This is a genomic window from Nocardia barduliensis, from assembly GCF_013315795.1.
Lineage (GTDB): Bacteria > Actinomycetota > Actinomycetes > Mycobacteriales > Mycobacteriaceae > Nocardia > Nocardia barduliensis.
In genome coordinates this window covers 47,820-60,978 of sequence record NZ_JABLTE010000030.1, presented here as the reverse complement: position 1 = coordinate 60,978, position 13,159 = coordinate 47,820, and the positions used below count along the sequence as shown (strand labels likewise).

At 69.6% G+C, this 13,159-nt stretch carries 12 protein-coding genes; 5 read left to right on the top strand and 7 right to left on the bottom strand.

The genetic code is table 11. The features are described from left to right. Positions 1–23: 23 nt before the first annotated feature. The 3 genes from HOV91_RS15215 (at position 24) to HOV91_RS15205 (ending at position 4,011) form a co-directional block, all read left to right on the top strand. A complete protein-coding gene (locus HOV91_RS15215) occupies positions 24–2,150 on the top strand; it encodes an ABC transporter ATP-binding protein (RefSeq protein ID WP_312884621.1) in 2,127 nt (708 codons plus the stop codon). Next, positions 2,147–2,884 carry an energy-coupling factor transporter transmembrane component T family protein gene (locus HOV91_RS15210; protein ID WP_174186031.1) on the top strand — a complete coding sequence of 246 codons (738 nt, stop codon included), beginning with the start codon at positions 2,147–2,149 and terminating at the stop codon, positions 2,882–2,884. The genes HOV91_RS15215 and HOV91_RS15210 overlap by 4 nt, the downstream gene beginning before the upstream one ends. Before the next feature lie 473 nt (positions 2,885–3,357). Further along, positions 3,358–4,011 (top strand): DUF8020 domain-containing protein, encoded by a 654-nt coding sequence (locus HOV91_RS15205; RefSeq protein ID WP_174186030.1) that lies wholly within the window; start codon positions 3,358–3,360, stop codon positions 4,009–4,011. Between the two features lie 108 nt (positions 4,012–4,119). Here HOV91_RS15205 and HOV91_RS15200 read toward each other — a convergent pair whose 3' ends face one another. Next, a complete protein-coding gene (locus HOV91_RS15200; RefSeq protein WP_174186029.1) occupies positions 4,120–5,388 on the bottom strand; it encodes a lipase family protein in 1,269 nt (422 codons plus the stop codon). A 249-nt stretch (positions 5,389–5,637) separates the two neighbouring features. Here HOV91_RS15200 and HOV91_RS15195 point away from each other — a divergent pair, with 249 nt between their 5' ends. Beyond that, positions 5,638–6,282 carry a cysteine hydrolase family protein gene (locus tag HOV91_RS15195; RefSeq protein ID WP_174186028.1) on the top strand — a complete coding sequence of 215 codons (645 nt, stop codon included), beginning with the start codon at positions 5,638–5,640 and terminating at the stop codon, positions 6,280–6,282. Positions 6,283–6,324: 42 nt separating this feature from the next. On the opposite strand, the gene HOV91_RS15190 is transcribed toward HOV91_RS15195, so the two are convergent. From HOV91_RS15190 to HOV91_RS15170, 5 genes are read right to left on the bottom strand one after another with little or no spacing between them, the layout of a single operon-like run. Continuing rightward, entirely contained in the window at positions 6,325–6,501 is a 177-nt protein-coding gene (locus HOV91_RS15190) for an antitoxin (RefSeq protein WP_312884620.1), read from the bottom strand. A 44-nt stretch (positions 6,502–6,545) separates the two neighbouring features. Beyond that, positions 6,546–8,867, bottom strand: a complete 2,322-nt coding sequence (locus HOV91_RS15185; protein WP_174186027.1) for an ATP-dependent DNA ligase — start codon at positions 8,865–8,867, stop codon at positions 6,546–6,548. Positions 8,868–8,914: 47 nt separating this feature from the next. Next, positions 8,915–9,121, bottom strand: coding sequence for an antitoxin (locus tag HOV91_RS15180; RefSeq protein WP_174186026.1), 207 nt, complete (start codon positions 9,119–9,121; stop codon positions 8,915–8,917). Positions 9,122–9,160: 39 nt separating this feature from the next. Continuing rightward, a complete protein-coding gene (locus HOV91_RS15175) occupies positions 9,161–10,303 on the bottom strand; it encodes an MBL fold metallo-hydrolase (RefSeq protein ID WP_174186053.1) in 1,143 nt (380 codons plus the stop codon). Continuing rightward, positions 10,303–11,031, bottom strand: coding sequence for an enoyl-CoA hydratase (locus tag HOV91_RS15170; protein WP_174186025.1), 729 nt, complete (start codon positions 11,029–11,031; stop codon positions 10,303–10,305). The genes HOV91_RS15175 and HOV91_RS15170 overlap by 1 nt, the downstream gene beginning before the upstream one ends. An 89-nt stretch (positions 11,032–11,120) precedes the next feature. On the opposite strand from HOV91_RS15170, the gene HOV91_RS15165 reads away from it, so the two are divergent. After that, positions 11,121–12,224 carry an NAD(P)-binding domain-containing protein gene (locus tag HOV91_RS15165; RefSeq protein ID WP_174186024.1) on the top strand — a complete coding sequence of 368 codons (1,104 nt, stop codon included), beginning with the start codon at positions 11,121–11,123 and terminating at the stop codon, positions 12,222–12,224. Between the two features lie 16 nt (positions 12,225–12,240). Here the strand turns inward: HOV91_RS15165 and HOV91_RS15160 are convergent, their stop codons facing one another. Beyond that, positions 12,241–13,098 (bottom strand): aldo/keto reductase, encoded by an 858-nt coding sequence (locus tag HOV91_RS15160; RefSeq protein ID WP_174186023.1) that lies wholly within the window; start codon positions 13,096–13,098, stop codon positions 12,241–12,243. Positions 13,099–13,159: the final 61 nt, after the last annotated feature.

The window sequence follows — 13,159 nt, the reverse complement described above, 5'->3', positions numbered from 1 at the left end:
CGCCGGGCTGGCAGACTTGTGCTGTGCATGAACTGGACCGTCCGGGCGAATCGGATCAGCGCGGGCCACTGCGTCCGATCGAGCTGGCCACCGGCGCCGTGCTGGGCGGAGCCACCGTCGGGCTGGTGACCATCGGCTCGGTGGTCCCGTTCGCCGCCGCGCTGAACCTGGTCGCCGCGGTCCCGATCGGGCTGATCGCGCACCGCTTCCGGTCGCGCGCCGTGGTGACCGCGAGCATCGCGGCCACACTGGTCACCTTCGTGGCGGGCGGCTTGGCGGCGGCGACGGCGTTGCTCGCCGCGGCCACCATGGGCGGAATCATCGGGAGTGTGAAGCGGCGCGGCGGCGGCGTCATCGCGGTCTTCGCGCTCTCGCTGCTCGCCGGGCTGGCGTGGGCCGCGCTCGCCGTCGGATCGCTGCTGGCGCTGTCGAGCGTCCGCAACCTGTTCTTCGACAACATCCGCAACCTCGCGCGCGGTATGCAGGATCTCGCCGCCCAGGCCCAGCTGGCTTCGCTCGGGCAACTGGCGGCGGAACTGGCGGACTCCGTACTGCGCTGGTGGTGGGCGTGGATCGGCGGCGGCGTCGCCCTCGGCATGGTGGCCACCGGGGTGTTCTCCTGGTACGTCCTCGGCTCGGTACTGGACCGGCTGGACTGGCTGCCCGGCTCCGACCGGCTCGACGCCCCGGTCGACGACCGGCCGATCGCACCGCTGCCGGTCACGCTGCGCGATGCCGGGTTCCGCTATCCCGGCGCGGCGCGCGATGCGCTCAGCGGCGTCGACCTGACCGTGGAACTCGGCGAATTCGTGGCCGTGGTCGGCCACAACGGTTCGGGCAAGTCGACGCTGACCCGGTTGCTGGCGGGGCTGCCGCCCACCTCGGGATCGGTGCGCCGGCCCGGGTCCGCCGGTCTCGGACGGCTCGGCGGGACGGCGTTGGTCCTGCAGCGACCCGAGAGCCAGACCCTCGGCGTGCTCGTCGCCGACGACGTCGTGTGGGGCCTGTCCGCGCAACTCGCCGCCGAGGTGGACGTCGAGGGCCTGCTCGGCGAGGTCGGGCTGGCCGGGATGGGCGGCAAGGAGACCGCCACGCTCTCCGGCGGGCAGCAGCAGCGACTGGCGGTCGCGGCGGCGCTGGCCCGGCGGCCCGCGTTGCTGATCGCCGACGAAGCCACCTCGATGATCGATCCGGACGGCCGCCGGGAACTGGTGGAACTGCTGGCCGCGCTGCCGAAACGGCACCCGATGGCCGTGGTCCTGGTCACCCACCACGAAGCCGACGCCGCGGCCGCCGACCGGGTAGTGCACCTGGCCGCGGGCCGTTCGGTCGCGCGACTGCCCGCGTGGCCGCGCCCGGTGCGCGACGAGCGACGCAGGCCGATGGGCGAGCCCATCCTGGAACTGCGCGACGTCCGGCACACCTACAACCGCGCGACACCGTGGGAAGCGCCCGCCCTGCACGGCGTCGACCTGTCGGTCCGCCGAGGCGAGGCGCTGCTCATCGTGGGCGGCAACGGCTCGGGCAAATCCACCCTGGCCTGGATCATGGCGGGCCTGATCGAACCGAGCTCCGGCCGCTGCGACCTGCGCGGCAAGCCGATCAGCAAGCAGATCGGCCGGGTCGAACTCGCGTTCCAGCACTCCCGCCTGCAATTGCAGAAGCAGACCGTCGGCGCGGAGATCGCCGACTGGGGCGGGCGGGCCACCGGCTCCGGCGCGGTCGGCCGTGCGCTGGACGCCGTCGGACTCGACCGGTCGCTGGCCGCGCGCTCGATCGAGGAACTCAGCGGCGGCCAGGCCAAACGAGTGGTGCTCGCGGCCATCGTGGCCAGCCATCCCCAGGTGGTCGTCCTCGACGAGCCCCTCGCCGGTCTCGACCCGGAGGGCCGGGCCGAGGTCGTGGAGTTGCTCGCGCGGCTGCGGGACTCCGGACTGACGCTGATCGTCATCTCGCACGACGTGGCCGACATGGCGGCGGTGTGCGATCGGACAGTGCATCTGCGCTCGGGACGCATCCTGGGCGCGGAATCCGCGTGGCAAGCCACGGCGCTGCCGGGCAAGGCCCCCGCACAGGCCGATACCGGCCCCGGGACGCTGCGCACGCCCGGCGCGACCGCGTGGCGATTCGAGCACGGAGGTCGAGAATGAGCACCGTTCTCCTGCGTCAGGTGCCGGTCGCCAGTCCGGTGCATCGACTGTGGGCGGGCACCAAGATGATCGGGGTGTTCCTGATCAGCCTGGTGCTGATGTTCATGCCGTCCTGGCCGGTGCTCGGGATCATGACGGCGTTCCTGGTGTTCGTCGGCGTCACCGCCCGGTTGCCGCTCGGCACGCTGCCGCGCCTGCCCTGGTGGTTCTGGGCGTTGTTCGTCGTCGGCGGCCTGATCACGGTGCCGGTCGGCGGCGCGGCGGTGCTGCGCTACGCGCAGATCGCCACGTTCACCCTGATCCTGATGGCCGCCTCGTTCCTCATCGCGTGGACCACACCCATGGGTGATATCGCGCCCGCCCTCGCCAAGCTGGGCGCGCCGTTGCGCAGACTCCGGCTCCCGGTGGACGAATGGGCTGTCGTCGTCGCGCTCACCCTGCGCGGTCTGCCCCTGCTCATGGAGGAGATCCGGGTGCTGCGGGCTGCTCGTCAGCTCCGCCCCAAAGACGGCATGCTCGCTCGCGCGGCCGACAACCCGCTCATCGACATCCTCACCGCGGCCATGGCGGTATCCACCCGCCGCGCCGGTGAATTGGGTGAGGCGATCACCGCGCGCGGTGGCACCGGGCAGCTCACCGCCCACCCCAGCGCTCCGGGCCGCCGTGACGCGCTCGCGCTCGCGCTGGTCGTCGGCGTTTGTCTCGGTTCCGTCGCACTGCACCTGCTGCTCTAGAACTCGACCGAAAGAGCAGAAAAAGGGCGTTCGGTTCGTAACCGAACGTCTCGCGAAGCGAATCGCGCGCCGCCGAGCCATCAACCGGATGCCGGCCGGTTGCCACACCCGTCGGCCTCCGGCCGATTCCGCCATCGTAATTCGCCAGACATTTGCCGAGCGATGACCCGCGCCCGGTGGATGAGCCGGGACCGCAGACGCGGAATGCATACCGCCCGAGCCGATTTGGTCGCCACCCATCCCAGCCGAATCCACATGAAATAGCTAATCGCTATAATCCCACTAAGGGCAGGAAAATCGGAAGATTACCCCTTTAATTCGGGTCCTAAACCTTCTCAGCCACAGTACAGTTATCACTCAGAGGTAGCTGTCTTCTGCATCACATCACGGATCTATACGCCGATGGGGGAAGGAATTTCGGCGTGTGCCGCGTTCTCTATTGCTCGAAACCTGATGAAGATTGGAACCGAGAAATGATTCTCCGGAAAGTCACCGCCGCTGTCGTGCCGCTCGTCGCCGCGCTGACGGTAGGGGCCGGTGTCACGCACGCGGAACCAGCCGCCGCGCCGGTCCCGGACATCGGCTACGAAGCCCGGCTGATCGGGAACAAGATCGTCACGACGCTCACCGCGGGCACGTTCGACGTGCGCGGTGACGCCGTAGACATCAAGGACGCGGCCGGAAACGTGGCGGGCACACTGCCGCTGGCCTTCCGGCAGGACGGGCTCGAATACCCCATGCCGCACGCCGTGCGCGACGCGGGCCGGGTACTGGAGCTGACCGTCGTGAAGGACGCGGCACAGGCCCGCCCGGCGGCCACGCCGATCGCGTCGCCGTTCGAGAACCAGCGCGCGATGGACGCGTTCCTGGCGCAGTTCAGCATCGCCACCGCGGTCGGCGGGTTCATCGGCACGGTGATCGGCGCGCTCGTCGGACTGACCGGCCTCATCGGCGGACCCGTCGGTATTGCCACCGTGCTCGCCGGCGCGGGCATCGGCGGCGTCATCGGCACCATCGTCGTCGGCGGACCGGCTCTGATCATCGCCGGCATCGATCTGATCAGCACGCTGGCCGCCCCGCCCGCCACCACCAAGTGGATGGACACCACCGGCCGTCCGCAGAACTGATCCGCGCCCTCGGCACGAGCGCACCGAATCGACCGCGATTCGGTGCGCTTTCGTCTGCGCTCGGTCGGTGCTCCCCGAGTCACCCGCCCCTGCCAGGTGATCATCCACCTACCGCTCGCGACATCCCGGAGCGACGGGCAGACCAGCGAATCGGTCGGCCAGGAAGTTCATCGCGCCCGGAGCCTCCCCGACCGCCGCCGGGTTGTGCGTGGGCAGCATCGAGTGCACCGAGGTGACGCTCGCTCCCTGCGCGCAGTAGCGGCCGACCAGATCGGTGAATCCCGCCACGGGAATCACGTCGTCGGTCAGGCTGTGATACAGGTACATCGGCGTCACGGGCGCGCTGCCGCCGAGTTCCTGGGCAGCGGTGGCGGCCCGGAAGACCGGATGTGACAGCAGGTTCGGGACGAGGGCGAAGTCGTCGACCCACGCGCCCGCGTACTTCGGCACCAGATCGGACCCGCAGGCCGCGCCGTTCTCGATCAGTGCGGCGCGCCCTCGATCGTTGAGCAACTCCAGCAAGCCCCCGCCGGGATCGTTGCGGGCGAGCGCGAACAGGATCAGCAATGCCAGCCCGGCCTGCAAGGTGCCGTCCGCTTCGCGCGCTATGGCGGGCCAGTCGGCCGGAACGCCACCCGAGGTGATGCCCGCGAAGCGGACGTCCGGCGCGTACCACGGCTGGATCTGCGCGGCCCACAAGGTGGCGAACGCACCGCCGGAATAACCCCACGCGCCGATCGGCGTCGCGGGACCGAGGCCGGCGGGCGGGAAGTCGCGGGCCGCCCGAATGCCGTCCAGCACACCGCGGCCGGAGTTCTCCCCGTCCAGGAAACGCGACCGCGGCCCCTCGTAGTCGCTGACCACCAGCGCCCACCCGCGGCGCAGCGCCTCCGCCATGAACGGCGTGTCGATCAGCGTGTTCGCGACGCCGGTGTCCCAGCCGCCGCGCAGCGCGAACGACGGCGCGCACCGGGTGCCCAGACTGTCCTCCGGGACCTGATACGACAGCAGCGGCCGTGCGCCGGGACCGAACCACGGCCACATCGGGACCAGCACGGTCGCCACGTCGGCGACGGGATCGTCGCTCGCGTCGGTGCTCCGATACTTCACCTGCCAGGCCGAAATGGGCAGTGGAAGACCGAGGAGCGCGATCGGACGGGAATCCAGCACGGCGCCGTCGTGGTAGTCGTCGAGGTCCGCGGGGGCCGCGTAGAACGGGTCCAGATCCGGCGGCGGTAGCTCGGCGTATGCCTGGGGTGCGGCGCTCAGGGCGGCGACCAGAAAGGTCAGCGCGGATAGCACGGCCCGCAGGATCGCCGGGCACACAGACCGGTTGCTCGCCCACGTGCTGGCGGGCGCTCGCTGAACATCCTTCATCAGGGCCTCCCCAGTCCCGGCGAGGCGAGTGTTCCCGGTGCGTCGGCGCCGATCCACCCGGCCTCCAGACCCTCAACGGTACTGCCGCGCCGAGCGCCCCGGCAACGGTCGATCGCAGGTCACACCCACCGCCGCCGGTTGTCCGCCCGACTGGCTACAGTGTTGACGAAACCGCCCCTAGCGCAAGCGGATAGCCGCCGGGCGGACCCTCCCGAGCGGCGCGGGCGCAACCAAGAGGAGTAGCCGAGCATGCGGCATGGCAACGGACTGGACATCCCCGACGGACTCGCCGACGTGTGCGCCCCGGACCGGATGGCGGTGATCGTCTACGACATGCAGGTCGGCGTGCTCAGCCAGTTGCCCGACGGTCAGGAGATCGTCGAGCGCGTGGTGCGGGTGGTGGACGCGGCGCGCTCGGGTGGCTACCCGGTGGTCTTCCTGCGCCACTTCTTCCTGCCCGAGCGCCTCAGCGGAGCTTTCGCGCTGCGCATGGCCATGAACTGGCAGCAGGTGGATTCGGTGGACCAGGTGCGCTTCATCCTGCAGCGCGACACCCCGGCCTTCGAACTGGTGCCGGAGCTGCGGCCGCGCGCGGACGAGGTGGTGTTCGACAAGACATCGATGTCGGCGTTCGAAGGCACTCCGCTGGCCTCGATGCTGCGCGACCTGCGCATCGGCGCGTACGCGATCGCGGGCGTCGCGCTGGAGATCGGCATCGCGCCCACGGTCGCGCACTCCACCGATCTGGGGTTCGTCCCGGTGGTGATCAGCGACGCGGTCGGCGGCCGGGACGAAGCGGCCATGGCGCGGGCCTACGACGACTTCGAATTCCAGGGCCACGCATTGGTGACCGACATCGCGACCATCACCCCGCTGCTCTCGGGCGCACACTGACAGCGGAACGGGACCCGGCCGGATCGGGTCCCGTTCGATCGCTCACTTCTCCCGCAGAGCTTTCTTGGCCGCGTCCTGGGCGGCATCCACCTGGCTCGCGTACTTCTTGCCGGTCTTCTCGTCCACGAGGTCACCCGCCTTGTCGATGACCGCGTCCAGCTTGTCCGCGTTCTTCTGGGCCAGATCCATCGCCTTGCCTGCCAGGTTCTTGAAGTCCACCGTGCACTCCTCGTTTTCGCGCTGAGAACAACCGCGAGCCAACCCTACCCAGCCTCGCGCACCTGCGGCGCGGCGCCGACCCAGGCCGGATGCCACAACCGTCCCGCCTCGGTCCAGTTCATGAACCGCACGGTGCCACCGAGTTTCGGCGTCACCCACACCGCCTCCTTGCGCTCCTCTGCGGTGAGGTCGTTGTCGAACGGGGAGGTCTTCCGTTCCAGCTTGCGCAAGCGCGCGGCCAGCTCACGCATGTCCGGCTCGTTGAAGCCGGTGCCGACCCGGCCGACGTAGACCAGCCGCCCGTCGTGCGGAATGCCGACCAGCAGCGATTTGAAATCGCGCGCCGTGCTGCGCCGCCAGCCGCCGATCAGCACCTGCTGGGTGCGCCAGTTGCGCTGCTTCACCCAGGAATGCCCGCGCTTGCCCGGCAGATACACCGAATCCTTGCGTTTCGCGACCACGCCCTCCAGCCCCTGTTCCTGGCTGTAACGCAGCGCTTCGGCGCCCGAGCCGTCCAGACGCGGCGGCACCACCAGCGACGGCGCGTTCGCGGCGAGCGCCTCGAGCACCCTGCGACGATCGGAATAGCGTTTGCGCAGCAGCGAGGTGCCGTCCAGGTACAACACGTCGAACGCGACGAAGACCGCCCGCGCCGCGTCGGCTTGCAGCAGCCCGAGGACCGCGACGCCGTGGTCGTCGAAGACGACCGCCTCACCGTCCAGCACCACCTGGTGCCCGGACAACTCCCGCCGCAAGGCCGCGATGCCGGGGTAGCGGTCGGTGACGATGTTCCCCGCCCGGCTGCGCAAGGTCATCTCGCCGGAATCGATCTCGGCGATCAGGCGGAAACCGTCCCACTTGGTCTCGAAGCACCACTCGTCGGCGGCGAGTTCGGCGACCTCGCCGGGAGTCGCGAGCATCGGCGACAGTCCGCGCGGCAGCGGCGAGGGTCCGTTGGACGGGCGAATGATCCGGCCCGGCGACTGGTCCGGCGGTCGCTGCGGTTCGGCGCCGTTGCCCGCCCGCATCAAATGCATCAGCCATTGGTTGCCGTTGGTCTGGATCAGCGCGTACCGGCCGGTGAGCCGCTTGCCGTGGAACCGGACGATCACCTCGTCGTCGCGCCACTTCTCGGTCTCGTAGGTGCCGGAATCCCAGATCGTCATCTCGCCCCCGCCGTACTCGCCCTTCGGGATGGCGCCGTGGAAGTCGAGATACTCCAGTGGATGGTCCTCGGTGTGCACGGCGAGGCGGTTCTGCTCCGGCGAGGTCGGCGGGCCCTTCGGCACCGCCCAGGACACCAGGACACCATCGCGCTCCAGCCGCACATCCCAGTGCAGCCGCCGCGCATGATGCTCCTGCACGACGTAGCGGTTGTTCGCCCCCGGCGCGGGCGACTCGGCCGGTACGGGCTCCGGCGTGCGGGCCGGGTCACGCATCGAGCGGTACTTGGTCAACGCGTCCGGCCCCGCCTGCGCCGACGAATCGCCCGATGACGCCAGCGGCGGATCCAGTTCCGCCAGGAGATCACCGTCCGATCGGTACCGGGCCAGCACCTCGTCGAACCGCAGGTGCCGCAGCTTCTTCCGGTTCTCGATCTCTTTCCAGGTGCGCGGTGCGGCGGCGTTCGGCTCCGGCCGCCCGCGCAACGAGTAGGGCGCGATCGTGGTCTTCGCCGGGTTGTTCTGGCTCCAGTCCAGGAAGACCTTGCCGCCGCGGGCCGCCTTCGCCATCGTGGAGGTCACCAGGTCCGGGTGCAGCCGTTCCAGATTCGTGGCCACCTGCTTGGCCACCGTGGACGCGCCGCCCGAACTCAACTCGCGATCCAACGGCACGTAGAGGTGAATCCCTTTGCTGCCGCTGGTGACCGGGAACGCGTGCAGCCCGATGCCCTCGACCATCTCGCGCACCGCGAGCGCCACCTCGGCGCATTCGGCGAGCCCGACTCCCTTGCCCGGGTCCAGATCGAACACCAGCCTGGTCGCCGGACCCATCTCGTCGCCGTCGAAACGCCACTGCGGCACATGGACTTCCAGCGCGGCCTGCTGCGCGAGCCAGGCCAGCCCGGCTTCGGCATCGATCAGCGGGTAGACGACCTTGCGATCGGAGTGCCGCAGGGCGCGCCGCTCGATCCAGGACGGCGCGTGCGACGGAAGATTCTTCTCGAAGAAGGACGGTTCGTCGACCCCGTTGGGCCAGCGCTTCCGGGTGACCGGCCGCCCGGCGACATGCGGCAGCATGGCGGGCGCGATCGCCGAATAGTAGGCGACGACTTCGCCTTTGGTGGTGCCGGTGGCCGGATACAGCACTTTGTCGAGGTTGCTCAGGTCAACCTCGATACCACCGAACGCGCGGCGGGCCGCCATATTCGAAGTGTAGCGGCGGAGACCCGGTCGCGGTCTCCGCCGCTCGCTCAGGCGTGCGGGCCGGACTGGTCCGGGGGGACCACCTTCTTGGCGGCCTCTTTACCCTTCGCGATCTTGTCCGTGTACTTGCCGTGCGTCTTCTGGTCGATGAAGTCGCCGGCCTTGTCGACCGCGCTGTTGATCTTGTCGGCGTTCTTGGCCGCCGCGTCCTTCCCCTTGCCGACCAGGCCTTTGACCGTATCCGCGAAACTCATCGCCGTGAATCCTTCCTGTCGTCAATTAGCCGGAGTCGTTCACCCAACATTGTCCCACCAAGAATCCGCAGGTGGGGCACTCGACGGGTCCACACGCTGCCCGGGCACCGGCACCGCCACGGCGGTACCGGCCGACCGCGCCGCCGCAACCATGCGTCCGACCGGCTCCGACCACCCGTGGAAGGCGAGATTGAACGTCGCCCAGTGGATGGGTACCAGCAGGCCGTGGCCGGGATCGCCGCCACACAGATCGGCGTGTGCCCGGACCGCCTCCTCGGGATTCATGTGCACATCCGGCCAGCGCTCGTCATAGGCGCCGATCGGCAGCAGCGTCAGATCGAACGGACCCAGCGCCGCGCCCGCCGCGGCGAACGCTTTGGTGTAGCCGGTGTCACCGCCGAAGTACGCACGCCGTGTGGGACCGGCGATCGACCACGAGGCCCACAGGGTGGTGTTGCGCAGCAGGCCGCGGCCGGAGAAATGGCGAGCCTCGGTGCAGGTGATCACCAGGTCTACGCCGTCCCGGTCCCGGCCGAGCTCGGCGAGCGAAACCGCTCCGCCCCAATCCAATTCGACGATCCGATCCTCCGGGACACCCCAGTGCCACAAGTGGGCGCCGATACCGATCGGAACGAGGAACGGCGCGCTCTGGCGCGTCACCAGCTCCCGGACCGTCTCCTTGTCCAGGTGGTCGTAGTGGTCGTGGGAGATGATCACCGCGTCGATCGGGGGCAGGTCGGCCAGCGGCTGCGGCACCGGATGCAGCCGAGCCGGCCCGACCAGCGCGGACGGCGAAACCCGCTCGCTCCACACCGGATCGGTGAGAATCCGGTATCCGTCGACCTCGAGCAACGTCGTGGCGTGGCCGTACCAGGTGACGGCGAGCGCGGCCGCCGCAGCGGGCTGCCGCGGGGTCTGCAACGGGATCGTGGCCCGCGGCCTGCCCGCGTTGCGCCTGGTCAGGGCCGAGACCAGCAGTGAGGGAGCCGAACCCGCGACCACTTGGCTGCTGGGCTCGGTGTTGTGGAATTGGCGATCGCGATAGGTCGTGGCGCCCATCGCGTGCGGCTGGATGGCGGAGATCGAAGCCCCCATCGCCGATGGGATGTCCCACACCGCGCGCACCAGCCAGGTGATGCCGAGCGCACCCGCGGCGGCCCCACCGATACGTCTGATGTCCATCATCGCCCCACGAACTTCGCCGGACGCTTTTCCTGCCTGGCCAAACGACCCTCCTTGGCATCTTCACTCGTCCACGCGGCCTCCAGCGCCGCCCGCTGCTGCGCGGTCTCCGGATCGCGCGTTCCGTCGTCGTTGAGCACCAGTTTCATGTGCCGCAGCGACAACGGGGCCAGCGCCGCGATCTGCTTGGCCCAGGCTTGCGCGTCGGCCAGTCCGCCGATCCGGTTGGCGAACCCGAACGCGTAGGCGTCCTCGGCCGCTATCTGTTCGGCGCCCAGCAGCACGGTTCGCGCCGGACCGCCGCCGATCAGTGCCACCAGCCTGCGAACGGTCCACCGGTCCACGGTGATGCCCAGTTTCGCGGCGGGGACCGCGATGTAGGCCCCCGGTTCGATCACCCGCAGATCCGAGGCGAGCGCCAGCTGTACGCCCGCTCCGATCGCGGCGCCGTTGATGGCCGAAATCACCGGGACCGGCGCCGATTCGATCGTGTGGAGCATCTCCAGCAGCCCGGACAGGAAATCGTCGGAGTACACCCCGGACAGATCGGCGCCCGCGCTGAAGACCGGACCGCGCCCGGTCAACACGATGACTCGCGCCTGGTCGGCGACCGCGGCGAGCACGGCCTCGCGCAGTGATGTGACGAGTTCGTAGTTGAGCGCGTTACGGCGCTCCTCCCGCCGCAGTTCGATGGTGACCACGTCACCGTCACGGCTGACCCCGAGCATGCGACCTCCCCGGCTGAACGGTCCATCTGGTCTCTTCACTCTGCCATAGCGGCGCACCCTTTCCGCGCCAGGCGATACGATCACCGGCTGTGCCGACCGACTTCGACATCCTGGTGATCGGCGCCGGTCAGGCGGGGCTGTCGGCCGGATACCACCTCCAGCGCCTCGGGCTGCGTCCCGAGCGGCACTTTCTGCTGGTCGACCGGTCTCCCGGGCCCGGCGGCGCTTGGCAGTTCCGCTGGCCATCGCTCACCTTGGAAACGGTCAACAACGTGCACGATCTGCCCGGTATGCCGTTCGCCGAGACCTTGCCGCCGGGTTCGTCGTCGGCACCCGCGGCCACCGCCGTGCCGCACTACTACGAGTTGTACGAAAAGCGGTTCGATCTGCGCGTACACCGGCAGGTGTCGGTGACCGTGGTCTGTGATCGCACCCAGGAGGGCAACCCGGCCGACCGCGGCCCGGTGCTGAACGCGGAAACCGACGCGGCGGGAGTCATCCGGGTGCGCGGCCTGATCAACTGCACCGGCACCTGGGAGCATCCGTTCGTCCCGCACTATCCAGGAGCACAGACCTTCACCGGCCGCCAGCTGCACACCCACGACTATCGCGGCGCCGCGGAGTTCGCCGGCGAGCACGTCGTCGTGGTCGGCGGTGGCATCTCGGCGGTGCAGCTGCTCGACGAGATCTCCCAGGTCACCACCACCACCTGGGTGACGAGGACCCCGCCGCGCTTCCGCGAGGGCGCTTTCACCGAGGAGGCCGGGCGAGCCGCGGTCGCGATGGTCGAAGACCGCGTGCGGCGCGGGTTGCCACCGGGATCTGTGGTTTCGGTCACCGGATTGCCGCTCGATGATCGCTTGCGCGCGGCCCGGGCCCGCGGCGCCCTCACCCGCTTGCCGATGTTCGAGCGCATCGAGCCCGACGGGGTGCGCTGGGCCGACGGGACCTTCCGGCGAGCGGACGTGATCCTCTGGGCTACCGGGTTCCGCAGCGCTCTCGACCACCTCGCGCCACTGCGACTACGCGGGCCCGGCGGCGGCGTCACCATGACGGGTCGACTGGCCACGCAGGTAGCCGCCGACCCGCGCATCCACCTGATCGGCTACGGGCCCTCGGCCAGCACCGTCGGCGCCAATCGCGCCGGACGCGCGGCGGCGGCCGAACTCACCGCGCATCTCGGACTGCGCTGACCGCTGCGCCGACCCGTCAGTCGATCAGACCGAGTGTGAACGTGTCCGGGTCGCCACCGAGACGCGAACCGGTGTCCAGCGCGTTGATCGCGTCCATCTGTTCCGGGCTCAGCTCGAAACCGAACACGTCGAAGTTCTCCGCGATCCGCGCGGGCGTGACCGACTTCGGGATGACCACGTTCCCCAGTTGCAGGTGCCAGCGGATGATCACCTGCGCCGGCGTGCGACCGACCTCGGCGGCCACCGTGGTGACGGCGCTCTCGTCGAGCAGCGTGCCCTGCCCGAGCGGGCTCCACGCCTCGGTGGCGATCGCGTTGGCGGTGTGGAACTCGCGCAGTTCGCGTTGCGCCAACCGTGGGTGCAGCTCGATCTGGTTCACCACCGGGATCTCACCGGTCTCCCCGATGAGCCGCTGGATGTGCGCGACCGTGAAGTTCGAGACGCCGATCGACCGCACCCGGCCCTGGGATTTCAGCGCCTGGAAGGCACGGAAGGTGTCCACGAAGCGCTCGGCGGCGGCCACCGGCCAGTGGATGAGGTAGAGGTCGAGGTAGTCCAGGCCGAGCCGCTGCATGCTCGCGTCGAACGCGCGCAGCGTCGAGTCGTAGCCCTGGTCGGAATTCCACAGCTTGGTCGTGACGTAGATCTCATCGCGAGGCAGGCCGGATTCCCGGATAGCCCGGCCGGTGCCCTCCTCGTTTCCGTAGATCGCGGCGGTATCGATGCTGCGGTAGCCGACCTGGAGCGCGGTGGTGACGGCCGAAACGACATCCTCGGCGGGCACTTGGAACACGCCGAAGCCGAGCTGCGGGATCACGTTCCCGTCGTTCAGCACGATCGAGGGAACGGTGCTGGTCTCGCTTTTGAAGGTCACATTCCGACGGTAGAAGTGCGGCGGCGAACCGTCAATCACGACCTCGGGTGTGTTGGCCCGC